This is a genomic window from Acinetobacter sp. 1124_18A (genome assembly GCF_052824995.1).
The window spans coordinates 73,130-97,680 of sequence record NZ_VTDF01000010.1; the positions used below are offsets into that span (position 1 = coordinate 73,130).

Annotated in this window: 24 protein-coding genes and 1 tRNA gene; 12 read left to right on the forward strand and 13 right to left on the reverse strand. The window is 38.8% G+C overall.

What is annotated here, in order from left to right; all coding sequences use genetic code 11:
- Positions 1-280 precede the first annotated feature (280 nt).
- The gene (locus tag FY048_RS16680) at positions 281-1,636 is read left to right on the forward strand and encodes an amino acid permease (protein ID WP_016137088.1); all 1,356 of its coding nucleotides are present in this window, start codon (positions 281-283) and stop codon (positions 1,634-1,636) included.
- A 117-nt stretch (positions 1,637-1,753) separates the two neighbouring features.
- Here the strand turns inward: FY048_RS16680 and FY048_RS16685 are convergent, their stop codons facing one another.
- Positions 1,754-2,008 carry a TIGR03643 family protein gene (locus FY048_RS16685; protein WP_446091870.1) on the reverse strand — a complete coding sequence of 85 codons (255 nt, stop codon included), beginning with the start codon at positions 2,006-2,008 and terminating at the stop codon, positions 1,754-1,756.
- Between the two features lie 310 nt (positions 2,009-2,318).
- Between FY048_RS16685 and FY048_RS16690 the strand changes: the two genes are divergently transcribed.
- Positions 2,319-2,391: transfer RNA gene (locus FY048_RS16690), tRNA-Arg, on the forward strand.
- Positions 2,392-2,404: 13 nt separating this feature from the next.
- On the opposite strand, the gene hchA is transcribed toward FY048_RS16690, so the two are convergent.
- The 4 genes from hchA to FY048_RS16710 all read right to left on the reverse strand — a co-directional run bounded on the left by hchA (position 2,405) and on the right by FY048_RS16710 (position 6,407).
- Positions 2,405-3,280 carry a glyoxalase III HchA gene (hchA, locus tag FY048_RS16695; RefSeq protein ID WP_446091871.1) on the reverse strand — a complete coding sequence of 292 codons (876 nt, stop codon included), beginning with the start codon at positions 3,278-3,280 and terminating at the stop codon, positions 2,405-2,407.
- A gap of 208 nt (positions 3,281-3,488) precedes the next feature.
- The gene (locus tag FY048_RS16700; protein ID WP_446091872.1) at positions 3,489-4,502 is read right to left on the reverse strand and encodes an NAD(P)H-quinone oxidoreductase; all 1,014 of its coding nucleotides are present in this window, start codon (positions 4,500-4,502) and stop codon (positions 3,489-3,491) included.
- A gap of 32 nt (positions 4,503-4,534) precedes the next feature.
- Positions 4,535-5,431, reverse strand: a complete 897-nt coding sequence (locus tag FY048_RS16705; protein ID WP_446091873.1) for an AraC family transcriptional regulator — start codon at positions 5,429-5,431, stop codon at positions 4,535-4,537.
- A gap of 157 nt (positions 5,432-5,588) precedes the next feature.
- Complete coding sequence (locus FY048_RS16710; RefSeq protein WP_446091874.1) at positions 5,589-6,407, reverse strand: undecaprenyl-diphosphate phosphatase; 819 nt, start codon at positions 6,405-6,407, stop codon at positions 5,589-5,591.
- 348 nt (positions 6,408-6,755) lie between these two features.
- Between FY048_RS16710 and FY048_RS16715 the strand changes: the two genes are divergently transcribed.
- Complete coding sequence (locus tag FY048_RS16715) at positions 6,756-7,556, forward strand: PaaX family transcriptional regulator C-terminal domain-containing protein (protein ID WP_446091875.1); 801 nt, start codon at positions 6,756-6,758, stop codon at positions 7,554-7,556.
- A 104-nt stretch (positions 7,557-7,660) separates the two neighbouring features.
- A complete protein-coding gene (locus tag FY048_RS16720) occupies positions 7,661-8,653 on the forward strand; it encodes a fatty acid desaturase family protein (protein WP_446091876.1) in 993 nt (330 codons plus the stop codon).
- Between the two features lie 48 nt (positions 8,654-8,701).
- On the opposite strand, the gene FY048_RS16725 is transcribed toward FY048_RS16720, so the two are convergent.
- Positions 8,702-9,727 carry an AraC family transcriptional regulator ligand-binding domain-containing protein gene (locus FY048_RS16725; RefSeq protein WP_446091877.1) on the reverse strand — a complete coding sequence of 342 codons (1,026 nt, stop codon included), beginning with the start codon at positions 9,725-9,727 and terminating at the stop codon, positions 8,702-8,704.
- Between the two features lie 156 nt (positions 9,728-9,883).
- Between FY048_RS16725 and FY048_RS16730 the strand changes: the two genes are divergently transcribed.
- The gene (locus FY048_RS16730) at positions 9,884-10,582 is read left to right on the forward strand and encodes an NAD(P)H-dependent oxidoreductase (RefSeq protein ID WP_446091878.1); all 699 of its coding nucleotides are present in this window, start codon (positions 9,884-9,886) and stop codon (positions 10,580-10,582) included.
- A 579-nt stretch (positions 10,583-11,161) separates the two neighbouring features.
- The gene (locus FY048_RS16735) at positions 11,162-12,484 is read left to right on the forward strand and encodes an OmpP1/FadL family transporter (RefSeq protein WP_446091879.1); all 1,323 of its coding nucleotides are present in this window, start codon (positions 11,162-11,164) and stop codon (positions 12,482-12,484) included.
- Positions 12,485-12,542: 58 nt separating this feature from the next.
- Here the strand turns inward: FY048_RS16735 and thrH are convergent, their stop codons facing one another.
- A complete protein-coding gene (gene thrH, locus FY048_RS16740; RefSeq protein ID WP_003655338.1) occupies positions 12,543-13,160 on the reverse strand; it encodes a bifunctional phosphoserine phosphatase/homoserine phosphotransferase ThrH in 618 nt (205 codons plus the stop codon).
- 184 nt (positions 13,161-13,344) lie between these two features.
- On the opposite strand from thrH, the gene FY048_RS16745 reads away from it, so the two are divergent.
- On the forward strand, positions 13,345-14,079 hold the full coding sequence (locus FY048_RS16745) for a phosphoadenylyl-sulfate reductase (RefSeq protein ID WP_004639063.1): 735 nt from the start codon (positions 13,345-13,347) through the stop codon (positions 14,077-14,079).
- A 171-nt stretch (positions 14,080-14,250) separates the two neighbouring features.
- Positions 14,251-15,636: a WS/DGAT/MGAT family O-acyltransferase gene (locus FY048_RS16750; RefSeq protein ID WP_042897680.1), complete on the forward strand. Its 1,386-nt coding sequence runs from the start codon at positions 14,251-14,253 to the stop codon at positions 15,634-15,636.
- 28 nt (positions 15,637-15,664) lie between these two features.
- Here FY048_RS16750 and FY048_RS16755 read toward each other — a convergent pair whose 3' ends face one another.
- From FY048_RS16755 to FY048_RS16780, 6 genes are all read right to left on the reverse strand, one after another.
- The gene (locus tag FY048_RS16755) at positions 15,665-15,838 is read right to left on the reverse strand and encodes a PA1571 family protein (protein WP_002116397.1); all 174 of its coding nucleotides are present in this window, start codon (positions 15,836-15,838) and stop codon (positions 15,665-15,667) included.
- Between the two features lie 139 nt (positions 15,839-15,977).
- Entirely contained in the window at positions 15,978-17,432 is a 1,455-nt protein-coding gene (rng, locus tag FY048_RS16760) for a ribonuclease G (protein WP_252612065.1), read from the reverse strand.
- A gap of 107 nt (positions 17,433-17,539) precedes the next feature.
- Positions 17,540-18,100, reverse strand: a complete 561-nt coding sequence (locus FY048_RS16765) for a Maf-like protein (RefSeq protein WP_035365917.1) — start codon at positions 18,098-18,100, stop codon at positions 17,540-17,542.
- A complete protein-coding gene (gene mreD, locus FY048_RS16770) occupies positions 18,088-18,579 on the reverse strand; it encodes a rod shape-determining protein MreD (RefSeq protein WP_016137108.1) in 492 nt (163 codons plus the stop codon). The genes FY048_RS16765 and mreD overlap by 13 nt, the downstream gene beginning before the upstream one ends.
- Positions 18,566-19,423 (reverse strand): rod shape-determining protein MreC, encoded by an 858-nt coding sequence (gene mreC, locus FY048_RS16775; protein ID WP_016137109.1) that lies wholly within the window; start codon positions 19,421-19,423, stop codon positions 18,566-18,568. Before mreC ends, mreD begins: the two co-directional genes overlap by 14 nt.
- 16 nt (positions 19,424-19,439) lie before the next feature.
- The gene (locus FY048_RS16780; protein WP_016137110.1) at positions 19,440-20,480 is read right to left on the reverse strand and encodes a rod shape-determining protein; all 1,041 of its coding nucleotides are present in this window, start codon (positions 20,478-20,480) and stop codon (positions 19,440-19,442) included.
- A gap of 133 nt (positions 20,481-20,613) precedes the next feature.
- Between FY048_RS16780 and gatC the strand changes: the two genes are divergently transcribed.
- From gatC to FY048_RS16800, 4 genes are all read left to right on the forward strand, one after another.
- Positions 20,614-20,928, forward strand: a complete 315-nt coding sequence (gene gatC, locus FY048_RS16785) for an Asp-tRNA(Asn)/Glu-tRNA(Gln) amidotransferase subunit GatC (protein ID WP_000107699.1) — start codon at positions 20,614-20,616, stop codon at positions 20,926-20,928.
- A gap of 53 nt (positions 20,929-20,981) precedes the next feature.
- Entirely contained in the window at positions 20,982-22,460 is a 1,479-nt protein-coding gene (gene gatA / locus FY048_RS16790) for an Asp-tRNA(Asn)/Glu-tRNA(Gln) amidotransferase subunit GatA (protein ID WP_446091880.1), read from the forward strand.
- Positions 22,460-23,929 carry an Asp-tRNA(Asn)/Glu-tRNA(Gln) amidotransferase subunit GatB gene (gatB, locus tag FY048_RS16795; protein WP_446091881.1) on the forward strand — a complete coding sequence of 490 codons (1,470 nt, stop codon included), beginning with the start codon at positions 22,460-22,462 and terminating at the stop codon, positions 23,927-23,929. The genes gatA and gatB overlap by 1 nt, the downstream gene beginning before the upstream one ends.
- 112 nt (positions 23,930-24,041) lie before the next feature.
- Entirely contained in the window at positions 24,042-24,509 is a 468-nt protein-coding gene (locus FY048_RS16800) for a hypothetical protein (protein WP_446091882.1), read from the forward strand.
- The last annotated feature ends 42 nt before the right edge of the window (positions 24,510-24,551 follow it).

The following is a 24,551-nucleotide window of genomic DNA, read 5'->3' on the forward strand; positions in this document are numbered from 1 at the left end:
CGATCTGCTTTATACATCAATCGTATTGACGCGAGCATATTTTGAGAATTTAGCAATATGCTTGCAATGACTTAATCTAAGCAAAATCTAAGAAAAAAAGTCTATATTAAATTATATTTTTTAGAGCACTTTTCACTCTATATTGAAATATTAAAAGTAAACCAATGATTTTAAATATATTTTATTATTACTTTTCAGTCACAGCTTATTAATTTGTAGTCTAGGCTAAAATAACTCCATCTATTAGAATAATTTACTTATTCATTGTGAGTGAAGACCTTTGACCAACGAATCTTCTACACTGCAACGAGGACTAAAAAATCGACATATCCAATTAATTGCTATGGGTGGAGCAATTGGTACCGGATTATTTTTAGGCTCGGCGCAAGTGATTCAATCTGCGGGACCATCCATTATTTTAGGATATGCCATTGGCGGCTTAATCGCGTTTTTGATTATGCGTCACTTGGGAGAAATGATTGTTGAAGAACCTGTTGCAGGATCGTTCAGCCATTTTGCTTATAAATATTGGGGGAAATTTCCTGGATTTTTAGCTGGATGGAATTATTGGATACTCTATGTTCTGGTTGCGATGAGTGAACTCACCGCGGTAGCCAAATATATTAATTATTGGTGGCCTCATATTCCAGCGTGGACTTCTGTCTTATTTTTCTTTGTCGTGATTACAGCCGTAAACTTAACCAACGTTAAATTTTATGGTGAATCTGAATTTTGGCTCGCCATTATTAAAGTAACTGCGGTCATCTCTATGATTATCTTTGGCCTTTATTTGTTGTTTACAGCAGATGTGGGTTCAAGCATTTCATTTAGTAACCTATGGACACATGGTGGATTTTTTCCAAATGGCTTTAGTGGTCTGTTCTATATGTTAGCTTTCTTAATGTTCGCTTTTGGCGGCATTGAGCTAATTGGTATGGCAGCAGCAGAAGCAAAAGATCCGAAAAAAACTATTCCAAAAGCAATCAACCAAGTTGTTTTCCGTATCTTGATTTTCTATATCGGTTCACTAACAATTTTGCTTTCATTAGTGCCATGGAACCAGTTAGATCTTGGTGGCCTCGACAAAAGCCCATTCGTCATGATTTTTAGCCAAATGGGAATTGGTTGGGCTGCACATCTTCTTAACTTTATTATTTTAACTGCTGCTTTATCTGTTTATAACAGTGGTATGTTTGCAAACAGCCGCATGTTATACGGTCTAGCTCAACAAGGTAACGCTCCACAAGTTTTCAAAAAAGTAAACAAACAAGGCGTACCTGTTCCAGCCGTATTACTTTCTGCATTATTAATTTTTGGCTGTGTACTGTTGAACTACTTTGTACCCGAAGATGCATTAAGTCACTTAATGTATATCGTCGTTGGTGCATTAGTATTGAACTGGGCAATGATTAGTTTGACTCACCTCAAATTTAGATCAGCAATGAAAGCAAAAGGTGAAAAAACTCACTTCCCTGCACTTTGGGCACCATTTAGTAACTATTTGGTTTTAGGCTTTATTGCAGTTGTTCTCTACATTATGTGGAGCCAAGGATTCAAAGAATCAGTGATGATGATTCCAATCTGGATCGTTCTCATGTTTGTACTATTTAAATTATTGAATTCTAAAAAACAATAATATTATATTTCGTACCTAAACACTAAAAAGCCTCTATTTCGATAGGGGCTTTTTAGTGTTTAATCAGCAAATTACGCGCTGTAAAAATTAAAATTTCATCGACAATAAAATTAGACGTTATGCATATTTATACTGACGCGAACAGTAAGCTCGTTCAATTTCTGGTGAACGTAATTGCTGATGCTTAGTTTTACGCCCTGCCATACGTTTGCGCCAGAGTTTAAAACTATTGGTTTTGAGGTTGTATCTCATTAAACGAATAACTTCGCTTTCACTTAAGCCATATTCTCGCTCAATTGCTTCAAATGGAGTGCGATCTTCCCATGCCATTTCAATAATTCTAGATAAGTCCTGTTCATCATTTTTTTTCATGTCACGCCCTTTTGAATTATACGATAGCCAAATCTGATTTTTGACAAACAACCTTCTAGGAATAACTTCACCTACCCGTTTGCTTGTCTTAAACCTTTTCGTGTTTTGCTTCAGATCATAGAAAGATCAACATGAATTTTTTGTGATTTTTTAGCTTTCTAAACTGTTTTTCTACAAGTCATAAGTGTTCGAAACCGTTGAATGGTTCAACTTTATCTTTATTGCCCACTATGGCAAAAGTTTTAATAACTAAAACGTAAAAAAGCCATTGCCTTTGCAATAGCTTTTTTGTTTATAATCAGAAAATTATGCGCCCTTAGCTTAACTGGATAGAGCAGTTGCCTCCTAAGCGACCGACGTGGGTTCGAGTCCCGCAGGGCGCACATATTTCATAACTTAATCCTTCACTTCAGCCAACAATGTTTCAGCTGCAAGTTTTCCTAAATTATTAGAAGCAAGCGGACTATCACCAGTTAGCAATTTACGGTCTCTATGACATTGACCTGTAATCCCCTTATTTAAAATTTCGACACCGAGTTTTTCAAGGTTTTCACCCACTAGCCAAGGTAAAGCACCTGGCATATAACCAATATCAATATTTGCTCCTTTATCTAATGAGTCAGGGAATACACAAATTTGATAGCCTTTAAAAATATAGTTTTCTGGCTGTTCATCTACTGCCGCAGCCAGTAATGAAGCTGGACCATGACATAATGTAATAATAAATTTATCTTGTTCAACCGCCCATTTAAGAACTTTTTTTACCTCAAGGCTATGTGGAATTTTAGCTAATACACCATGCCCACCCGGAATAAATACAGCCGCATATGGTGAGTTTTCCCCCACTGCATTTTCTAAAATATCAGTTAGCTTTAATGGATTTTTTAATTTATCTGCGTATTTCTGAAAAGTATCTAATACAACTTGTTCTTGCTTTGGCATTGCCCACATTTCAAGTTTGGCAGGATTCCCTGAAAGTGTCGCAACATCAATTTCAAAGCCTGCATTATCTAAATGAAACATCGGTAAAAGCATTTCTACAGGATGATTGCCTGTTGAAAAGAACTTACCGTTTTGCATCTGGATATAGCGTTCATCAGTCGCAATCATTAAAACTTTTTTATTGCCCGTATACGGCGTTGAATAAGTCGTGCCATCGTAATCGGTTTTAGGAGCAGTATATTGACTTAATGAATAAGGTGATGGGAAAAAGGCGTTATCTTCAGCCAAATCTGGAGTAGGATTTTTATCATCAATATTTGCGGTATTCATTGTTACTATCCTTTTTCATCAGTATGGAAAGAAATAATAAAGTAGGGACCAATTTTTATTTCTTGCTCAATTTATAGGTGAAGTCATGGAACTGGTGCAATCTGCCAATAGAATTTGGCAATTTTTATAGAGAAATAGGCATAATTTAGAATTATAAAATTCAGTTTAGGCGAACCTGTCGTTCGCCCAAACTTCAATGATTACAGCTTTACGCATTCATTTCTAAAACGATCTTTCCAATATGATCACCTTGCTCCATACATGCGTGAGCACTTTGTACATCTGAAAAAGCATACGTTTTATAGATTTGAGGTAAACATTTATCTTGAGCCAATAATGGCCATACATGCTCATGCAAAGATTGGGCAATTTCTGCTTTTTCTTGGCTATTACGTGCTCGCATCGTCGAACCCGTAATTGTGGCGCGTTTTAAAATCAGTTTTTGTAAATCAAATTCTTTTGCGATTCGACCACCCATAAAACCAATAATGACAAGTCGACCATCGCGTTTTAATAGATTCAAGTTTTTCGAGAAATAAGAACCACCCACAATATCCAAAATGACATCAACACCTTGGTCTTGAGTATGTTTCAAAACTTCTTGCTCAAAATCTTGGGTTTTATAGTTAATTGCTGTGGTGAAACTAGAGAGTGCTTCAACTTTATCTTCACTACCAACGGTAGCAAAAGTTTTAATCTCTAAAGCTTGGCAAATGGCTAAAGCTGTGGTTCCAATACCACTTGCCCCACCATGAATCAGTGCAGTTTCATTTTCTTTTAAACGACCGATATCAAATAGGTTTGCCCAAACCGTAAAAAATGTTTCTGGAATCGCAGCAGCTTGCGTAAATGATAAATTTTCAGGTATTGGTAATACTTGAGTTGCAGTTACCGCACAGTACTCAGCATAACCACCGCCATTTGTTAGAGCACAAACTTTATCTCCAACCTTAAATTGATCTACTTGTTCGCCCACAGCAACCACAACACCAGCGACTTCAAGTCCTGGTATTTGAGTAACACCCTTTGGCATCGGATATAAGCCCATACGCTGCAAAACGTCAGGACGGTTAATTCCAGCAGCCTTTACCTCAATTAAGACTTCATCTGCTTGAGGTGCGGGAACAACACTAGCATCTTGAACTTTTAGAACCTCAGGTCCACCAGGAGCCGTAATTTCAATAATTTTCATGGTTGTTGGAAGGGTCATAAAATACTCCATGTTTGATTTATATTTGAAAATACTAATCTACGTTAAATAATTGAGGACTTGGGTGGAACGCCAAACAGTCGCTTAAATTCTCGGCTAAATTGAGAGGCACTGACATAACCAACTTCATAGGCTGCTTCTGCCACCCCCATTTTATTGTTCATGATCAACTCACGTGCCTTATGTAACCGAGTAATTTTGATGTACTGTAAGGGCGAATAATTCGTCACCTTTTTAAAAGTTTGATGAAAAAGCGAGAGACTCATGCCCGCTTGTTTCGCCAATTCTTGAACCGTTAAGTTATGATAATAATCACGCTGAATAATTTCACAAATGGTGTAAATCACGCCATTTCGACTTGCCATAGCCGATAAACTCTCGACTAGACTGTTACCTGAAGCCTGCACCACACGATAAACTAACTCTCTTTTAACTTGCTCACCCAATATAAAAGTATCTTGTTTAGAACGAAGTAAATTGAGCAATCTGAGAGCAACCTCTGAAATGGTCGCATTCATGTCAATCACTCTAAGCCCGCAGCTTAATTTTAAATCTTCTGAGTGAGCATCTTCAGTAACCACTTGTTGCTGTTTATCCATTTTAGTAATGAGATCAGTCATCATTTGTGGTTCAAATTTTATTGCTATCGCCAGCATTGGTTCATTATTTTCAACAACAGTATCGCAATCAAACGGTATTGCAATTGAGATGAATAAGCACTGCCCTTGCTGAAATGGAAAGATTTCTTTACCAATATACCCTCGCTTTAATCCCTGTATAACTAAAACAATTGAGGGTTCTTGCAGCACGGCAACAGGTGGTGTGGAATGATCTACACGCATTAAAGTGATGTTAGAGATAAAAGTAGGATAGAGTCCTTCTGCTGGAGCCAAGTGCAAAAATGCATCGACCAAATGTTCTGTAAGATGATTTTGCGGCATAGTTTTATTGTGAGAAGTAATCTAATAATCAATATAACAATGAACCTAAAATGAAAACATCTGTCTTACGTTTACTTTGTATAAATAGGCAATTCAAATCAATTTTTAGGCATAAAAAAACCTAGAACATTCTAGGTTTTTCACTTCATCAGATTATTTAAGCCGATAAATTAAAGAACATTGCTGCAATCAAAATAATTACACCGAGTGCAATTCGATACCAAGCAAATACGCGTAAGGTATGACGCTCTACAAACAGAACCAATGCTTTTACAACAAACAATGCGGCAATAAAAGCAGCAACGAAACCTACCCCAATATTAATCATATTATCGGCGGTCAGTACGTCAGCATTTTTAACCAAATCAAAAGTTGCAGCGCCCAACATGGTTGGCATAGCAAGGAAGAAAGAGAATTCTGTAGCTGCTTTACGTGACAAGCCCGCAAACATTCCGCCCACAATTGTTGCACCTGAACGTGAAGTTCCTGGAATCATGGCAATACATTGAGCAAGTCCGACTAAAAGTGCTTGTTTAAAAGTAATTTTGGTTGCATCGAGTGTCTTATGTTCAAATTGTCTAGATTCAACCCAGAAAATAATAAGCGCCCCGACAATTAAGGCAATCGCCACCACAATTGGGCTGAATAAAACACTTTTAATAAAGTCTACTGCCAAAACCCCAATAATAACTGCGGGGAAGAAAGCGATAAGCACACTGATAGCAAAATGACGTGATTCCACATCACCACTAAAGAAGCCTTTAATCAAGTTAACAATTTTTTGTCGGTATAACCAGCACACTGCCAAAATAGCACCTAACTGGATTACGACCTCAAATACACGACCACCGTCTGAATGGAAATCGATAATATGACCAAATAAAATTAAATGGCCTGTACTCGAGATTGGTAAAAATTCAGTTAAGCCTTCGACAAAGCCTAAAAACAGTGCTTTTATAACTTCAAAATTTTCCATCACTTGCTCAAAAAGTTAATCACCAGAAAAGTCTAAAAATTTGTTTTATATCATGTATAAACCATAATTTTGGCCTAGTTCATGCCCAATATCAGATCATTTCTAGCATTTGTGGTTATTGCCCTTAGCAAAAGGCGGTTTATTTAAAGGGGAATAATGTATCACATCATCATGACAATCTTAGGTTAACTATCGTAAAAAGATGAACTTGCTTAAGAACTACAAAATTTCCTATTTTATAGCTAAAGATTTTTACGCTTATTGACCCTAAAAATGATCTTAAAAAGACATTACAAAAACATGATATTATTTTTCTTACATGCAACTCATATCAAAAATTCTATCTGAATGAAAAATACCAAAATTAATGCACGTCATCTTATTATCGATTTATTTCTTTCCTCCGCTTATCCTCAGCTCACCATTAAACAAATATTGATCGCCGCTAAACTTTTTAATATGAGTGACAACGGTATTCGTGTTGCTACGACTCGGCTATTAAATGAAGGCATGATAGAAAGCGTCGAGCGCGGTATTTATCAACTTTCGCCATCCACCAAAGACTGGGCAAAAGTCATTTTGAATCGTAAAAATGGCATTAAACAGACCAAAGAATGGCAACAGAATTATCTGGCAGTATTTACGGGGACATTAGGGCGTATAGATCGGACCGCTTTAAAAAAGAGAGAACACACTTTACGTCAATTTGGTTTTAGAGAACTCGAAACTGGAATTTATATACGCCCAGACAATTTAGCTTATAGCTTTGAAAAAACATGTGAAGAGCTCGTTTTAGCGGGTCTTGAAAATGAAGCCAAAATTTCTATTATTCAAAAATTTGACTCAAAAACAGTTTCGTTAATTCCTTCTTTATGGGATACCAAGCAGCTTGAAGAAAATTATGAAATGTATAGTCAAGATATCCAAGAATGGCTTTTGAATTATAAAAATTTATCCTTAAATGAGGCTGCTACTCAAGCTTTGTTATTAGGACGTGAAACGATTACCTTACTCATGAATGATCCTCTGCTACCCCATCCATTTGTTGACGAACATGCCCGCAATCAGTTTGCTCAGAATGTACAACAGCTCGATTCAATTGGACAAAAGCTGTGGCAGAAAATTTATGAAAATGAATTAGCCCATTAAAGGGCGATTTATTTTTTACAAACAAATATTACACTTTTTAAAATTTTATGATTATATTAGTAATATAAAATATGGATACCAAAATCTGATTTGGGAGAATAAAAATGAATGCACAAGTCAGTGTGACCGATCTCTTTAGCAGAGAAGAAATACAGGAACTCACACAACCCTCAGATGCATATGGTGCTTGGGCTGTTGCAAGTACGTGGGCTGTTATTGGCGGAACATTTGCCAGCTTAATCATGATGTGGGATTACTTACCGAGCTGGGGCAAATTACTTGCTTGTATGCTTGCTTTAGCAATATTGGCTGGTCGCCAGTTATGCCTAGCGATTTTAATGCATGATGCATCGCATAAAAGCTTGTTCAAAAATAAAAAAATAAATGACTTTGTCGGTGAATGGCTATGCGCCCGTCCAATCTGGAATGATCTACAAAAATATCGCGTACATCATGTTCGTCATCATGCAAAAACGTCTACTCCAGATGACCCCGATCTTTCTTTGGTTTCTGGTTTTCCTGTTGGTAAAAAATCTCTTGCTCGTAAATTCTTACGCGACTTAACGGGTATGACTGGATTAAAATTTAGCTTTGGTCGAGTGTTAATGGATCTCGATTTAATGAAATGGACGGTTGCAAATGATCAAGTCTGGCTGGACCGAAGTAATAAAGATCTCGTTGACTATACTAAAAGTCTTATAAAAAACAGTAGCGGAGCCATTGCAACCAATGTAGCTCTTTATGGTGTTTTAAAAGCTTTTGGTCAACAACGTTTTTATTGGTTATGGCCCCTAGCTTATTTAACACCGTTTCCATTATTTTTAAGAATTCGCTCAATGGCCGAACACGCAGGGATGCAAACAAGTAATACAGCTCTGACGAATACCCGTACAACACGTGCAGGTTGGATTGCTAGAAGCTTTGTGGCCCCTATTCATGTTAATTATCACATGGAACACCATTTAATGGCTTCAGTACCCTACTTCAAATTGCCGCGCATGCATCGTCTATTGAGAAATCGCGGCCATGTTCCAGCGCCACCTAGCTATTTTGAAGTAATTGAATCACTCTCATCTAAGCCAGAAAAATCTATTTAATGAATTCAATTGATAAGTGAAAGGCCATGAATTTTAATTTGTGGCCTTTTAACTTAAATCATCCATCTTATTTTTGGTTTGGAAATATTTAGGCGTGACACCCATCCAACGCTTAAACGCACGAGTGAAGTGAGAAGTCTCGGTATAACCCAGCATTAAAGCCACTTTTTCAATCGACATGTTATTTTGAGCTAAAAGTTTCTGAGCATGCTCTTTTTTCAGGGAGTCTACCAAGAGGGTAAAACTAGTGTGATCAAGAGCTAAATAGCGCTGCAGGGTTCGCTCTGACATATTCATGATTTGAGCAACTTGCCCAACTTTCAATGCCTCAATCTCCCCATTCAAAAGCAATTTTTCGGCAACTTGTTTGACTTGTCCTTTCCAACCACTTTTTAACTTTAATTTCTCTATATCCCGCTTACATTGTGCATTTAACAAAGGCGCTAGCATTGGGTCTGCCGTTAAGACAGGCTGTGCTAAATACTCTTTTGGAAATATCCAACGATTACACTTTTGATTAAATAAACAAGTGACAGCCAGTTGATGACTTATTTGTGAAAAACCTATTGGTTCTGGCATTTGTAATTCAACTTTTCCTAAATGAGAAAGTCCTGTTAATTTTTTTGCAATTTGAACGAAACCGACTAACAAAAAAATGTTGGCATTTGGACTCAGCTGAAATTGATTAACAGGCTGATGAATTGACCAACATGCATCATTATTTTCTTGTTTTAATTCTGGTTTAAAAACTTTACAACGTGAGCCAATGAACTGTTCAAGAATTTTCAACGCTTCTCCTAAATTTGGAGAAACTATGGCGGCCATCCCGACTGAACCATAACATGAAGCAGTCATGCTTAAAGCTAAATACCCTGCTAGTGCAGGCTCTTTGCATAACTCAATCGCCCGTTCAATAAGCTGATTTAAGATATTGAACTCAACATACCAGTAAGGCTTTTTTAATTGTTCTAAGGTTATTCCACTTCCATCTAAAAGCTGCTCACCAGAGACATCCCACCGCTTAACAGTCTCGACAATTAAATTAATATAAGTTCCGGGTAATTCTGGATTCATGAGCAACCCAATGAGCAAAATAAAATGGCGTGAAATGGTAAAAACTGTCAGTTCAGGAACTATGCCATGCTTTTAAATTGAGGCATAGTGATTCAAAACAAAATCCGCTGAATTGCACTAGACAGCACAATTTCTGAAAAGAACACAGGTCGCCTTATGAACATTCTGATTGTCCATGCTCATCCAGAACCACAGTCTTTTACTGCTGCTCTAAAAAGTACAGCCAAGCAAACCTTAGAAAAATTGGGGCACACACTAGAAGTTTCAGATTTATATTCTATGCAATTTAACCCTATTGCGTCCAAAGAGGATTTTTTAGAGCTCGACCAACCTGATTATTTTAACTATGCCCTCGAACAAAGAAATGCCGGTAAAAATCAACTTCTTGCTCCAGATATTCAAGCAGAAATTGAAAAGGTAAAAAAAGCTGATTTAGTGATTTTAAATTTCCCACTTTATTGGACATCTGTTCCAGCAATTTTAAAGGGCTGGATTGATCGTGTGTTCGTCTCTGGCTTATTTTATGGCGGTAAACGGTTTTATAACCACGGTGGAATGTCAGGTAAAAAAGCAATGTTGTGCTTAACACTTGGCGGTAGAACACACATGTTTGGAGAGAACTCAATTCACGGTCCAATTGAAAATTATTTATCACCGATTCATCGGGGTACTTTGGCATATGCCGGTTTTGAAGTTTTACCGCCATTCATTGCTTATCACGTACCCTACATTAGCCAAGAAGCACGAGAAACCCTTCTCGAAGATTATGCAACTTATCTGATCCATCTAGACAAGCTTGAACCACTAAAATTTCCGAAGCTTGAGCAATTTAATGAAAAACTATATCCACTCTAACGCTGTGTTTTAGGTCTAAAAATAGAATAGCCGGATCTATCTTTATATTTTTGGTTATTCTTTCTATTAGTCTATCCCAAGCAGGGAGATCAAAATCGCTCAAAAAAAATAGATCAAATGGTAAAAAAATTAAGAATATAAAAGTTAATCAATAATATACAGATGTAGAGAAACTAGACTTATCAACTAAAAATGACAACTAATACGCATTTCACAATCAATTAATTCATATTTTTACAAAAAAATCTTTGACCATTTTTCTTGGATTTGTGACAGAAATGTCACTAAAACAAACTGGTTTATTGATAGATTAAAAATATAAATATCAATGAATTAAAATAATTTAATAATGAAAATATTCCTTCATATTTCATTCATTATTGGCACTATTTGTATAAAAAGTGAGTACTCCTCAGTTCATATAACAGATTTACTCTTATTGTAATTATGCTATTTTTGTTACATGGAGTTATCAAAGCTTTTATAAGTTGTAATTAGAAGCTTTGAAGGCAACACAGTTTAAACGGTTTAACTCTGTTACTTTTAAAAAAATGTCTTGAAGTTCAAGGAAAGATTAAAATGAAATTAAAACATCTGAGCACTGCAATGATTTTAGCAACGCTGCCTGCAACTGGGGTTTTTGCAGCAGCTTTGGATCGCTCTGGACAGTCAATGTCTGCATTTTTGCAGCCTGGTAACTACTTTGAAGCTGGTATTTCCGCTTTAGATCCAGATGTATCAGGTAAAGATACTTCTGGAAATGCAACAGGAGATATGGCAAATGACTACTATTTCCCTAGTGCAGCATTAAAATTACAACTCACTGATAAATTCTCTTTTGGTTTACTTTACGATCAACCATTTGGATCTGACTCAGAATATAGTGGTAAAAATAATTTTGTAGCAAATCCAAATGACCGTCTACTACCTTCACCTTTAAGTCCAACATTGGGTCAAGCTGGCTTAGGTAATACTATTACTGGCGGTACATCTGTAGAAGTTGATACACAAAATCTTGCTTTAGTTTTTGGTTATCAACCGACAGTAAACTGGAATATTTATGGTGGTGGTGTATACCAAACAATTAAAGGTAATGTTCATTTAAGAGGTTCAGCTTATAGCTTATATAATGGCTATGATGCTGACATTAAAGAAACTGGTGGAGCTGGCTGGTTAGCTGGTGTAGCTTATCAAATTCCAGAAATTGCTCTTAAGGCTTCTTTAACTTATCGCTCTGAAATTGATCATGATGTAAATATCAAAGAGAACATTCCTATTGTAAACTTAGTTGCTGCCAACCCAGCACTTCTATTTGGTGCTTTAGGAATTACTGATCCTGCAACTCAAGCCGCTATTGGTAAACAACTTGCATCACTTCAAAGTGATGGTAAAACTACGATCACAACACCACAGTCTGTGAATCTTGATTTCCAAACAGGGATCATGGCAAATACTGTAGCATTCGCCAATGTACGCTGGGTAAACTGGAAAGACTTTGCAGTACAGCCACATAAGTTTGGAATTGTTTCAAAAGCAGCAGGTGTATTATTACCTCAATTAGGCAAACCTAATGGATTTAATTTAGTAGATTATTCAGATGACCAATGGTCTATCACTGCTGGTGTAGGTCGTAAACTTACCGACAAGTGGGCGGGTAACGTTTCTGTAGGTTGGGACTCTGGCGCAGGCAATCCTGTAACCACTTTAGGACCAACGGAAGGTTACTGGAACGTAGGTTTAGGCGTTCAATATAGCCCTACTCCGCAAACATTTATCGCTGGTGGCGTAAAATATTTCTGGTTGGGTGATGCAGATGCAGTTACAGGCGCTCATTCAGCTGCCGGTACATTTGATGACAACAACGCAATCGCTTATGGTTTAAAACTTGGTTATAAATTCTAAGTTTCAAAACTATTCAGATAAAAAAGGCGCTTTAAGCGCCTTTTTTATTATTTATCTCTTATGCTGGAATGCTACGCTTTGAAACTGAACGGATTGCTTCTTTTAATGCATCATAGCCGTGGATAGCTGGAAACTGCGGAAATTCAGCAATTACGTTAGCAGGTGCGTCAAATAAGAAACCATGGTCAGCTTCACCCAACATGGTTGTATCGTTATAAGAATCACCAGCAGCGATTACACGGAAATTTAAACCATGTAGCGCCTTAACCGACTCACGTTTTTGATCTGGTTGACGCAATTTATAAGCAGTGATCATTCCTTCTTCATCTGTCTCTAATTTATGACAGAAAATTGTTGGCCAACCCAATTGCTTCATTAAAGGATGTGCAAATTCATAGAAGGTATCTGACAAGATCACGAGTTGGAAATGAGTACTTACCCATTCAACAAATTCTTTTGCGCCTGGTAGAGGCCCCATCTCAGCAATAACTTCTTGAATGTCATTTAAGCCTAGACCGTGTTGTTTTAAAATATTAAGGCGCTGAGTCATTAAAACATCATAATCCGGAATATCACGAGTTGTAGCCTCGAGTTCTTTAATCCCTGTTTTTTTAGCGAAATTGATCCAGATTTCAGGAACTAAAACCCCTTCAAGATCTAGGCATACGATTTCCATGAATGCTTCCAACGTTGGTTAAAAATTGCTGTATCATACCATTAAGATTTTCAGTTTTGCGTTGTTATTGATCAAATCAATTTTATTCATAAGGATCGAAATTAAAGTGCTAAGCAGTTTATCAACTATCCTTTAAAATATTTTTCATAACTCAATGCGCCCAAGCCTTTTGCCAGGAACACACATGACCGTTATTCCGACTATTGATATCGTAGATGCTCTTGCTGCTGAATATGCAACCAAAAGCCCTCGAGAAATTTTAGAACTTGCCTTAAGCCAACAAGGTGAAATCGCAATTTCTTTTTCGGGAGCAGAAGATGTTGTTTTAATTGATATTGCTTCACGTTTGGGTAAGCCGTTCCGTGTCTTTAGTCTCGACACTGGCCGACTCCATGCCGAAACTTATCAATTTATTGAAACTGTCCGTAAACACTACAATATCAATATCGAAATTTGTTTCCCTGAATCTGAAGCTGTTCAAAACATGGTAAACGAAAAAGGTTTATTCAGCTTTTTTACAGATGGGCACCAAGAATGTTGTGGTATTCGAAAAGTTCAGCCATTACGTAAAAAACTTGCAACTCTAGATGGCTGGATTACGGGCCAACGTAAAGATCAAAGCCCTGGTACACGTACAGAAATTCCAGTAGTACAAGCTGATGCAGGTTTCTCTGGTCCAGATAAGCAACTCATTAAATATAATCCTTTAGCGAACTGGACAAGTGCTGAAGTATGGAGCTACATCCGTATGATGGAGATTCCATATAACCCTCTTCACGAACGTGGTTTTGTTTCTATTGGCTGTGAACCGTGTACACGAGCGGTATTACCGAACCAACATGAGCGTGAAGGTCGCTGGTGGTGGGAAGAAGCGACTCAAAAAGAGTGCGGATTGCATGCAGGCAACATGAAAAAGTAATTTGTTATCAAAAAACCACTGCTAAATCAGTGGTTTTTTTTATGTCATGTTCCGTACACAAAGTCATATTTTATCTACTCTAAACGCTATATACTTAATTTTACGGTTCTATAATTCTAATAAGAGCTCAGATAAGGGCTTCTTAGAAAAATGCATGAGGCACAATGATTTATGCGTCCATTACACCCAATTGATTTCATTTTTCTGTCACTTGAAAAAAGACAGCAACCCATGCATGTCGGTGGATTATTTTTATTTGAAATTCCTGAAAATGCACCTGAAACTTTTGTACATGATTTAGTAGAAGATATTAAACGCTCAAAAAGCATCCCTATTCCGCCCTTCAATAACCGTTTAAATGGTCTATTTTGGGATGAGGATGAAGAGTTTGATATCGATCATCACTTTCGCCATATTGCTCTGCCTCATCCTGGCCGTATTCGTGAACTGCTGGTTTATATTTCACAGCAACATAGTTCATTAATTGACCGCGCAAAGCCACTTTGGACTTGTGACATTATTGAAGGAATCGAAGGCAATCGTTTTGCCATGTATTTTAAAATCCATCATGCAATGGTTGATGGCGTTGCGGGTATGCGTTTGATCGAGAAATCACTTTCAAAAACACCTGAAGAGAAACACGTCGTTCCTTTATGGTGTGTTGAGAGCAAAAGAACTAAACGACTCAAAGTACCGACACCAAGTACAAGTAAAATTAAGAGTATTTTAGGCGGTATCAAGTCTCAACTCGATATAGCTCCTAAAGTCATGCAAGAGCTATCTCAGACTATATTTAAAGAAATGGGCAAAAATCCTGATTACGTTTCTACCTTTCAGGCGCCAGTGTCGATTTTGAACCAAAGAGTGAGTGCTTCACGTCGCTTTGCTGCCCAATCCTTTGAATTGAGCCGCCTTAGAAAAATTTCAAAAGCATTAGGCGTGACGATTAACGATGTTGTACTTGCAGTATGCTCTGGTGCTTTACGAGAATATTTGATTAGTCAAAATAGCTTACCTAAAAAGCCTCTTATTGCGATGGTTCCAGCTTCATTACGCACCGATGATTCTGATATGAGCAACCGGATTACCATGATTCTGGCAAATTTAGGAACTCATAAAGATCAACCGTTAGAACGTTTAGAAATCATTCGTCGCAGCATGCAGAATTCAAAGCAACGCTTTAGCCGTATGACTGCGAATGAAATTTTAAACTATAGTGCGGTTGTTTATGGTCCGGCAGGATTAAACATCATGTCAGGAATGCTTCCTAAGCGTCAGGCGTTCAATTTAGTCATTTCCAATGTACCAGGACCACGTGAGCCGCTTTATTGGAATGGGGCGAAATTAGATGCTCTCTACCCTGCTTCAATTGTCATGGATGGACAAGCTCTAAACATTACCATGACCAGTTATTTAGATAAGCTTGAAGTTGGACTAACGGCTTGTCGAAATGCTTTGCCAAAAATGCAAAACCTTTTGACTCACTTAGAAGATGAGATTCAACGTTTTGAAGAAATTATTGCAGAGAAGCAGCTGAAACATCATTCAGCAAGTTAGAAAAATTAAGGGGCTTTGAAACGGCCCCTTATTTTTTGATTGTGCGGCACTGGTTAAGCAACTGATGACATACTGAACGAATCATTGCAGTTGTGATCGGCACTTCTTTACCTTGGTCATTCAACATATAGCAGCTATTTACTGGCGTGCTTTCTAAAACATGTTTAAGACCGTTGCTAATTAGGTTTTCACTTACATTCATGGGTTATACCTCTTATTGTTTGCTAAGACGTTAAATAGGGAGAACGTCTACGGCTACTGTATGTAAGTAGTATTTAAAATTCATGAATGAAAGTAAAATTTCAGTTGTAACAAGGATTAAGCGATATCTTGTTACAACTTTAACTTAAAATGATATCGTATTGCTCTTGCGTATATAAATTTTCGACCTGAAATTTAATGACACGGTTGATGAAATGCTCTAAATCGGCCACTGCTGGCGCTTCTGCTGTTAATAATCGGTCAATCACAGAAGGATGAGCAACGACAGTAAAGCCACTCGTTGACTCAAATGCACGGGTATATCGTAATATCTCACGAAATATTTCGTAACACACTGTCTCTGCTGTTTTGACAAAACCACGCCCTTGACAGGTTGGACACGACTCACACAGCAAATGTTCTAACGATTCACGTGTTCGTTTACGCGTCATTTCGACCAACCCAAGTTCTGAAACCTGAGTAATTTTGGTCTTGGCATGATCGCGCTCAAGCATTTTTTCAAACTGACGCATCACCTCTTCACGGTGAATTGCCTCTTGCATGTCAATAAAATCAATAATGAGAATACCACCCAAATTACGCAGTCTAAGTTGACGCGCGATAACTTGAGTCGCTTCCATATTGGTTTTAAAAACAGTGTCTTCAAGACTACGACCACCGACATATGAACCGGTATTAACATCAATCGTTGTCATGGCTTCAGTCTGGTCGATCATCAGATAACCACCCGATTTCAAAGCAACGCGCGTTTGAAGGGCTTTTTGAATATCTTCTTCGACATTATAAAGATCAAATAGCGGTCGCTCACCCGGATAATGAATGAGTCGATTCTGCATATTCGGAACAAATTCTTCGACAAACTCAAGAAGCTTGGCATGAATTTCTCTCGAATCGACATAGATCTTTGCAGTCTCTTCGCTTGCTAAATCTCGAATAATACGCTGAGGTAATGGCAACTCTTCAAAAATTAAGGAAGGAACTGCAACATCAATTTGCTTACGTTGGATGTATTCCCATAATTTACTCAAATAGCACATATCACGTGCAATTTCTGCCTCATCTACACCTTCGGCAGCCGTACGTACAATCACACTACCCGGCAAATTATGTTCAGATTGAATACCTTCAATAATATTACGTAGTCGCTCTCGCTCTTCTTCAGACTCAATACGCTGCGATACACCAATATGGTTACCGTAAGGCATTAAAACCAGATAACGAGAAGGAATTGAAAGATCTGTGCTGAGACGTGCGCCTTTCGTTCCCAACATATCTTTCATTACTTGGACAGTAAGAGTTTGTCCTGGATGTAAGAGTTCAAAAACGTTTGGGGTGGGCTGCGAACGTGGCCAAACCATATCATTGATATGTAAGAAAGCTGTTCGAGATAAACCGATATCAACAAAAGCAGCCTGCATGCCCGGAAGCACTCGCACGACTTTACCCTTGTAAATATTGCCGACTAGACCGCGCTTGACTGTACGCTCGACATACAGCTCATTAACAGTTCCATTTTCGATTAATGCCACCCGACACTCCATAGGCGTGACATTAATAAGTAATTCTTCTGACATACATAAACTCAAAGCATTATAAAATTTTTATTAAAGAGTCAGAGAAGCTGTTAACTTTGCCTAATGTTTATCGACAATGCTATTCAATTAAGAATGATAACAACCCCTTATGTCTTTACTCTTTTTAATAACTGTGCAAATTCGTATAAAGGAAGTCCTACCACATTACTATAACTTCCTTGAATTTGGGGAATATATTGAGAAGCAATCCCTTGAATTGCGTATCCACCCGCCTTCCCCACAGGCTCACCTGTAGTCCAATAATCTTCCATATCTTGCGTAGTCAGATGCTGGAATTCGACTTGTGTTTGCACTACCTGACTTAACAGTTGTTGTTGCGTAGCAATGCATAGTCCAGAAAACACATCATGCCAACGTCCAGATAATTGTTTCCATATCTCAAAAGCATGGCTTTTTGATTCGGGCTTACCAATAATTTGACCATCAAGCCCAAGACTTGTGTCGGCAGCAATAACAATTGCTTCTGGAAAAAGTTTTAATACAGTTTGTGCTTTTTCTCTCGCTAAACGTTCAACATAATGATGAACCAGCTCATTTTCATGTACCGACTCATCAATATCAGGACTATAGATTTCAAAATCTAAACCCAGTTGTTGCAACAGCTCTTTCCGACGAGGAGAGCTAGATGCTAAAACTATATGCGCCATTTTGCCAAACAATAATAGACGATTGGCCATGTGATGATACTTGTCATCAATGGTTGCCAATGTCTAGCAATCGAAAAATGAATTCCACCCATGGTCTGGGTTACCCACATAAATGCTAAATGAGCAATAATGACCAGAGTTGCAATTGTCCATAAATTACCAAAGGTTAAAATACGGCGCTCGCGAATTAAAAATCGGGTAAGAAAAGCCATAATTACAAAGCTTAAAGCATTGAGACCTAAAGGAGCATCAAGCAATAAGTCTGTAAAAATCCCCATTCCAAACGCAAACCAGATCCCACACCACGTTGGCTGACATACCACCCAAAACAGCATAATCATCAACATGAATAATGGGCGCCAACCTGAAATATCGTAGGATAGCGGGTAAACCATGAGCACAGAAGCCACAATCACAGAGATAATTATTACCCATAATGGATCTTGGCGCTTTTCTCGCTTCAGTTTAGCGATCGGCATATGGCTGCTCCTGCGCTAATGACTCTGAGAAAAGTATAACTACATGGTGCCCTGTTGCTAGTTGTGCGGCTGGTGTAACATCAATTTCTGCAAACTCACCTGAATTATGGCGTCTTACTTTGGCAACTGTACCCACTGCGTACCCTGCTGGGAAATGTTCACCCAAGCCTGAGCTAAATACTTTATCGCCCACTTGAATATTCGCACTCGTCGGGACATATTCCATTTTTAAACGGCCCAAATCACCTGTACCAGAAACAATCGCACGCATTCCAGTGCGTTCAAGACGGACCGAAAGTGAGTGTTCTTTATCTGATAACAACATTACACGTGAGCTATGAGGATATACATTAATGATCTGCCCCATAATCCCCTTATCATCCAGAACGGTTTGACCGACCTTTAAATGGTCCATAGAGCCACGGTTAACAATGATGATATGACGCAATGGGTCTGCATCTGTCCCAATCACTTCGGCAATCTCCATACGTCCATCAATAATTAATGGAGTATCAAGAAGACCTCGCAAACGGGTGTTTTCAGCTGACAATTCAGAAAGCTTTTGTAAGCGGACTTGAGCTTGTAAAAGCTCAGCCTGCATCGCAGTATTTTCACGACGCAGTTGTGCTTCAGATTTTGTTTGTTGATTCAGCCATTCTCTCGACAGTACTGGATAACTGGCCAATGCATAAATTGGGTTATATGCAGCGTACAAGACATCCCTTGCTGGCTGAATTACATACGGCATGCGCCAATCAAAGAACAGCACAACCAAGCATGTAATAACCGCAATAATGAACGAGCGGAAAGATGGCGGCTGTCTTGAAAAAATATTCGGTTGCACCGCCTAATCCTTAAACTTAACCAACAAAAAGCATGTCATGGTTCGGATTGTCAAAGAATTCCAATACTTTACCACCACCACGGGTCACACAAGTAAGAGGATCTTCGGCAACCATAACAGGTAAACCAGTTTCTTGAGCTAACAATTTATCGAGGTTACGAAGTAACGCACCACCACCTGTCAACACAATACCGCGCTCGGCAATATCAGAAGAAAGCTCTGGAGGAGTTTGCTCAAGTGCTGATTTCACTGCGCTTACAATGTTTTGTAATGGATCAGAGATTGCTTGAGTAATTTCGTCAGAAGTTACAGTAATTGCACGAGGCACACCTTCTGCAAGGTTACGGCCACGTACTTCGATTTCTAATGTTGTGCCATCAGAAATAGCCATACCTACTTCTTTTTTAATGATTTCTGCTGTGGTTTCACCAATCACGCAACCATGAGCTTTACGAACATAATTGATGATTTGCTCATCAAAAACATCACCGCCGATGCGTAAAGAGTCAGCATAGACACAACCTTGCAATGAAATAATTGCAATTTCTGTTGTACCACCACCAACATCCACAACCATAGAACCACACGCCTGTTCAACTGGCATACCTGCGCCAATTGCAGCAGCCATAGGCTCTTCAATCAAACGAACATCACGCGCACCAGCATTAAATACTGCTTCACGAATCGCACGACGCTCGACCAAAGTTGATTTACATGGTACACATACAACCACACGAGGTGCAGGTGGGAACAAACGTTTTTCGTGAACTTTACCAATAAACTGATTTAACATGGTTTCAGTCACTTCAAAATCCGCAATTACACCGTCTTTCATTGGACGAATTGCAGAAATATTCGCAGGTGTACGGCCTAACATTTGTTTCGCGTCCAGCCCTACTGCAGCAACAATTTTTTGTGAACCACTGTGACGAATTGCCACAACTGTTGGTTCATTTAATATAATGCCGCGGCCTGGTGCATAAATAAGTGTATTTGCTGTACCTAAATCAATGGCTAGATCCGGCGAAAACAAGCCAATTAGTCGTTTTAGAATCACGGTTCGTTCTCAGTTAAACTTTCATGTGGATGCAAGGTGGCAACTTTAAACTAAATGTGATGATTTGAACAAGTCAATCGCTTATTATAACGCACGATATTTTGAAAATTTTTAATACTGATTAGGTGATGTTATGTCTACATCGGATGCACAGCATTCAGCAGATTTAAATGCACAAACAGTTTCAGCAATCGCCAATCTTGCTCGATTGTCGCTCAATGATACGCAATCTGCTGAATATGCTCAAAGTCTAAATAAAATTTTAGGCATGATGGAAACCTTAAAAGGCATTGATACTGAAGGCGTAGAACCTTTAAAGAGTCCTTTTGATAATCCTCAACCTTTACGTGCTGATGTGGTAACTGAAAGCAATCATCGAGATGAGTACCAAGCAGTTGCACCAGCAACTCAAGATGGTTTGTATCTTGTTCCTCGCGTGATTGAATAACTTTCACTCAATTAACCCATCTTCCCTATTTTGAATGTAAAGAAATTTTAATCATGACTGATTTACATCGCTTATCAATTCGTGAACTTGCTGAGGGCTTAAGCCAAGCGAAGTTTTCATCTCGCGAACTGACTGAACATTATTTGCAACGTATTGCGAAACTCGATTCACAAGTTAAAAGCTATGTGACGGTTACACCGGAACAAGCGTTTGCAGAAGCAGATGCTGCCGATGCTGCATTAAAAGCGGGTAATGCAACAGCTTTAACGGGTATTCCTCTTGCTCATAAAGATATCTTTTGTACCAAAGGCATTAAAACGACTGCTGGTTCAAAAATTCTTGATAACTTCATCTCTCCTTACGATGCAACTGTTGTTGAAAAAACTAAAGCTGCTGGTCTAGTCACTTTAGGTAAAGTGAACATGGACGAGTTTGCCATGGGTTCAACTTCGGAAAGCTCGTATGTTGGAGCAACGAGCAACCCATGGGCACTTGACCGTGTTCCGGGTGGTTCATCTGGTGGCTCTGCTGCTGCCGTAGCTGCTGACTTAGCACCTTTTGCTACTGGTACTGACACAGGTGGTTCAATTCGCCAACCTGCTTCTTTCTGTGGCTTAACAGGCTTAAAACCAACCTATGGTCGTGTATCTCGCTTCGGGATCATTGCCTACGCATCATCACTTGACCAAGCAGGTCCAATGGCACGTTCTGCTGAAGACTGTGCTTACCTGATGAATGTGATTGCAGGTCACGATGCAAAAGATTCAACTTCTGTTAAAAAAGAAGTCGATGACTACATTGCGAACTTAAATGGTACATCTGTAAAAGGTTTACGCATTGGTATTCCTAAACAGTACTTTAACGTTGTTGGTTTAGATGCTGACGTAAAAGCTCGTGTTGAAGAGTCTTTGAAAAAGCTTGAAGAAATGGGCGCAACACTTGTTGAGATTGACCTCAACATGACTGAAGCCTATGTCCCAACGTATTACCTCATCGCGCCAGCAGAAGCATCTTCTAACTTATCTCGTTATGACGGTGTTCGTTATGGTCACCGCTGTGAAAACCCAGCTGACTTGATGGATCTTTACAAGCGCTCACGTTCAGAAGGTTTTGGTTCAGAAGTTCAACGTCGTATCCTTATTGGTACTTATGCACTCTCTGCGGGTTATTACGATGCTTACTATGTGAAAGCACAAAAAGTACGTCGTTTAATTCAACAAGACTTCTTAAAAGCATTTGAAAATGTAGACGTGATTGCTGCTCCTTCTGCACCAACGACTGCTTATAAAATTGGTGCAAACTTAAGTCCAACTGAAATGTATTTAGGCGATATTTATACACTTGCAGTGAACTTAGCAGGCTTACCAGCGATTAATGCTCCTGTTGGTTTTGATAAAGACAACTTACCTGTAGGCCTACAATTGATTGGTAACTACTGGTCAGAATCGCAATTGTTGTCAATTGTTCATCAATACCAACAAAACACTGACTGGCACACCAAACGTGCGGCAATTGCTGAGGAGAATGCATAATGGCTGAAGCTCAAAAGTTGAAATTAATTGACGGTTGGGAAGTCGTTATTGGTATCGAGATCCACACTCAGCTTGCAACCAATTCTAAAATTTTCTCTGGTTCATCAACTGAATTTGGTCAAGACCCAAACACGCAAGCAAGCCTTGTAGACTTAGCAATGCCGGGTGTACTCCCTGTTTTGAATGAAAAAGTAGTTGATCTTGCAATCCGCTTTGGCTTAGGGATTGATGCATACATCGATCAAGCATCTGTGTTTGCACGTAAAAACTATTTCTACCCAGATTCTCCAAAAGGCTATCAAATTAGCCAAATGGATAACCCGATTGTTGGCTTAGGCCACATCGACATCCAGCTTGAAGATGGCACAACCAAACGAATTGGTGTAACTCGTGCTCACCTTGAAGAAGATGCGGGTAAATCGATTCATGACCAATTTGAAGGTATGTCTGGCATTGACTTAAACCGTGCTGGTACACCTTTGCTTGAAATCGTTTCTGAACCTGACATGCGTTCGGTTGAAGAAGCCGTGGCATATATCAAATCAATTCACACACTTGTGCGTTGGTTAGGTATTTCCGACGGTAACATGGCTGAAGGTTCATTCCGTGCGGACTGTAACGTGTCTTTACGTCGTCCGGGACAACCATTTGGTACGCGCTGTGAGCTGAAAAACCTCAACTCATTCCGTTTCATTGAGCAAGCGATCAATGTTGAAATTGAACGCCAAATGGAAATTTTGGAATACGGCGGAAGTATTGACCAAGAAACTCGTTTGTTCGATCCAAATAAAATGGAAACGCGTTCAATGCGTTCAAAAGAAGAAGCAAACGATTACCGCTACTTCCCAGATCCAGACTTGTTACCAGTGATTATTGCAGATGAGCAAATTGAAGCTGCTCGCGCTGCACTTCCAGAGTTGCCTGCTGCACGCCGTGCACGCTTTATCGCAGACTTTGGTGTTACCGAGTACGATGCACATGTACTTACGCTCTCACGCGAAATGGCAGACTTCTTTGAAGCTGTTGTGGCTGCTGCGGGCGGTACTGCACAAGGTAAAGTATCGGCAAACTGGGTAATGGGCGAATTCTCAGGCGCATTAAACAAAGCAAACCTAGATTTGGCAGACTCTCCTGTTTCTGCTGAACAATTAGGTGGCATGATTGCACGTATTGTTGATAACACCATTAGCGGTAAGATTGCAAAACAAGTCTTTGGCTTTATGTGGGAATCGGAAGGTAAATCTGCCGATGACATTATTGCGGAAAAAGGCTTAAAGCAAGAAACTGATACTGGTGCAATTGAAGCAATCATTAAAGAAGTACTTGCAGCTAATGAAAAAATGGTTGAAGAATACAAGTCTGGTAAAGAAAAAGCCTTTAACGGTCTTGTTGGTCAAGTCATGAAAGCTTCTAAGGGTAAAGCTAACCCTGCTCAAGTAAATGAATTAATGAAAAAATTAATTGGTTAATCTGATCAGTTCTAGAAAAGAAAACCCGCTTTAGAGCGGGTTTTTTATCTATTTTAAAAACTTAATGAATCCACAATAATTTTAAGCTAAAACTATGCTGAATAGGTTACTCATGACAAATAGATTACTCCTGAGTGCCTGTTTGCTTTTGATCAGCAATTCTAATTTTGCACAAACACCTCAAGTCCCTAAAGCCGATAAGGATGCTATCTTTAAAGCGGCAGGTTTTAAAAAAAGTAAAAAAGGCTGGAAAAGTGATTGTTCAGCCGGTGAAGTTACAGCTTATGCCGATTTAAACGGTGATGGGCTGAAAGATGCAATCGTTTCAGATTACGGCATCATGTGTTATGGCAATACAGGCGTTGGTTATTATGTTGTGGCCCAGCAAAAAAGTGGTCAATGGAAAACCATTTTAAAAGAAGCAGGTATGCCTGAGTTTTTAAAAACGAAAGGAACAGATGGCTGGCCTGATATTGAGAATGGTGGGCCTGGTTTCTGTTTTGCAATCTATCGTTGGGATGGTCAAGCTTATAAAGTTAACCGCTATGAATATGAAGGCAAGGCTTGTGAACCAAACTAATAGAGTTTTTAATTAGGCAGATTAACAAATAAAAACAACCAT

Bases quoted from the DNA above. Each gene is read 5' to 3' on its own strand.
- FY048_RS16700 (WP_446091872.1), bottom strand. From the start codon at position 4,502: ATGGAGTATTTTATGACCCTTCCAACAACCATGAAAATTATTGAAATT.
- FY048_RS16755 (WP_002116397.1), bottom strand. From the start codon at position 15,838: ATGAATGTAAGTGAAAACCTAATTAGCAACGGTCTTAAACATGTTTTA.
- FY048_RS16745 (WP_004639063.1), top strand. From the start codon at position 13,345: ATGACCGTTATTCCGACTATTGATATCGTAGATGCTCTTGCTGCTGAA.
- gatA (WP_446091880.1), top strand. From the start codon at position 20,982: ATGACTGATTTACATCGCTTATCAATTCGTGAACTTGCTGAGGGCTTA.
- FY048_RS16705 (WP_446091873.1), bottom strand. From the start codon at position 5,431: ATGCCGCAAAATCATCTTACAGAACATTTGGTCGATGCATTTTTGCAC.
- FY048_RS16765 (WP_035365917.1), bottom strand. From the start codon at position 18,100: ATGGCGCATATAGTTTTAGCATCTAGCTCTCCTCGTCGGAAAGAGCTG.
- FY048_RS16730 (WP_446091878.1), top strand. From the start codon at position 9,884: ATGAACATTCTGATTGTCCATGCTCATCCAGAACCACAGTCTTTTACT.
- hchA (WP_446091871.1), bottom strand. From the start codon at position 3,280: ATGAATACCGCAAATATTGATGATAAAAATCCTACTCCAGATTTGGCT.
- FY048_RS16800 (WP_446091882.1), top strand. From the start codon at position 24,042: ATGACAAATAGATTACTCCTGAGTGCCTGTTTGCTTTTGATCAGCAAT.
- FY048_RS16725 (WP_446091877.1), bottom strand. From the start codon at position 9,727: ATGAATCCAGAATTACCCGGAACTTATATTAATTTAATTGTCGAGACT.
- FY048_RS16720 (WP_446091876.1), top strand. From the start codon at position 7,661: ATGAATGCACAAGTCAGTGTGACCGATCTCTTTAGCAGAGAAGAAATA.
- thrH (WP_003655338.1), bottom strand. From the start codon at position 13,160: ATGGAAATCGTATGCCTAGATCTTGAAGGGGTTTTAGTTCCTGAAATC.
- FY048_RS16750 (WP_042897680.1), top strand. From the start codon at position 14,251: ATGCGTCCATTACACCCAATTGATTTCATTTTTCTGTCACTTGAAAAA.
- FY048_RS16685 (WP_446091870.1), bottom strand. From the start codon at position 2,008: ATGAAAAAAAATGATGAACAGGACTTATCTAGAATTATTGAAATGGCA.
- gatB (WP_446091881.1), top strand. From the start codon at position 22,460: ATGGCTGAAGCTCAAAAGTTGAAATTAATTGACGGTTGGGAAGTCGTT.
- FY048_RS16710 (WP_446091874.1), bottom strand. From the start codon at position 6,407: ATGGAAAATTTTGAAGTTATAAAAGCACTGTTTTTAGGCTTTGTCGAA.
- rng (WP_252612065.1), bottom strand. From the start codon at position 17,432: ATGTCAGAAGAATTACTTATTAATGTCACGCCTATGGAGTGTCGGGTG.
- gatC (WP_000107699.1), top strand. From the start codon at position 20,614: ATGTCTACATCGGATGCACAGCATTCAGCAGATTTAAATGCACAAACA.
- FY048_RS16735 (WP_446091879.1), top strand. From the start codon at position 11,162: ATGAAATTAAAACATCTGAGCACTGCAATGATTTTAGCAACGCTGCCT.
- FY048_RS16715 (WP_446091875.1), top strand. From the start codon at position 6,756: ATGAAAAATACCAAAATTAATGCACGTCATCTTATTATCGATTTATTT.
- mreD (WP_016137108.1), bottom strand. From the start codon at position 18,579: ATGCCGATCGCTAAACTGAAGCGAGAAAAGCGCCAAGATCCATTATGG.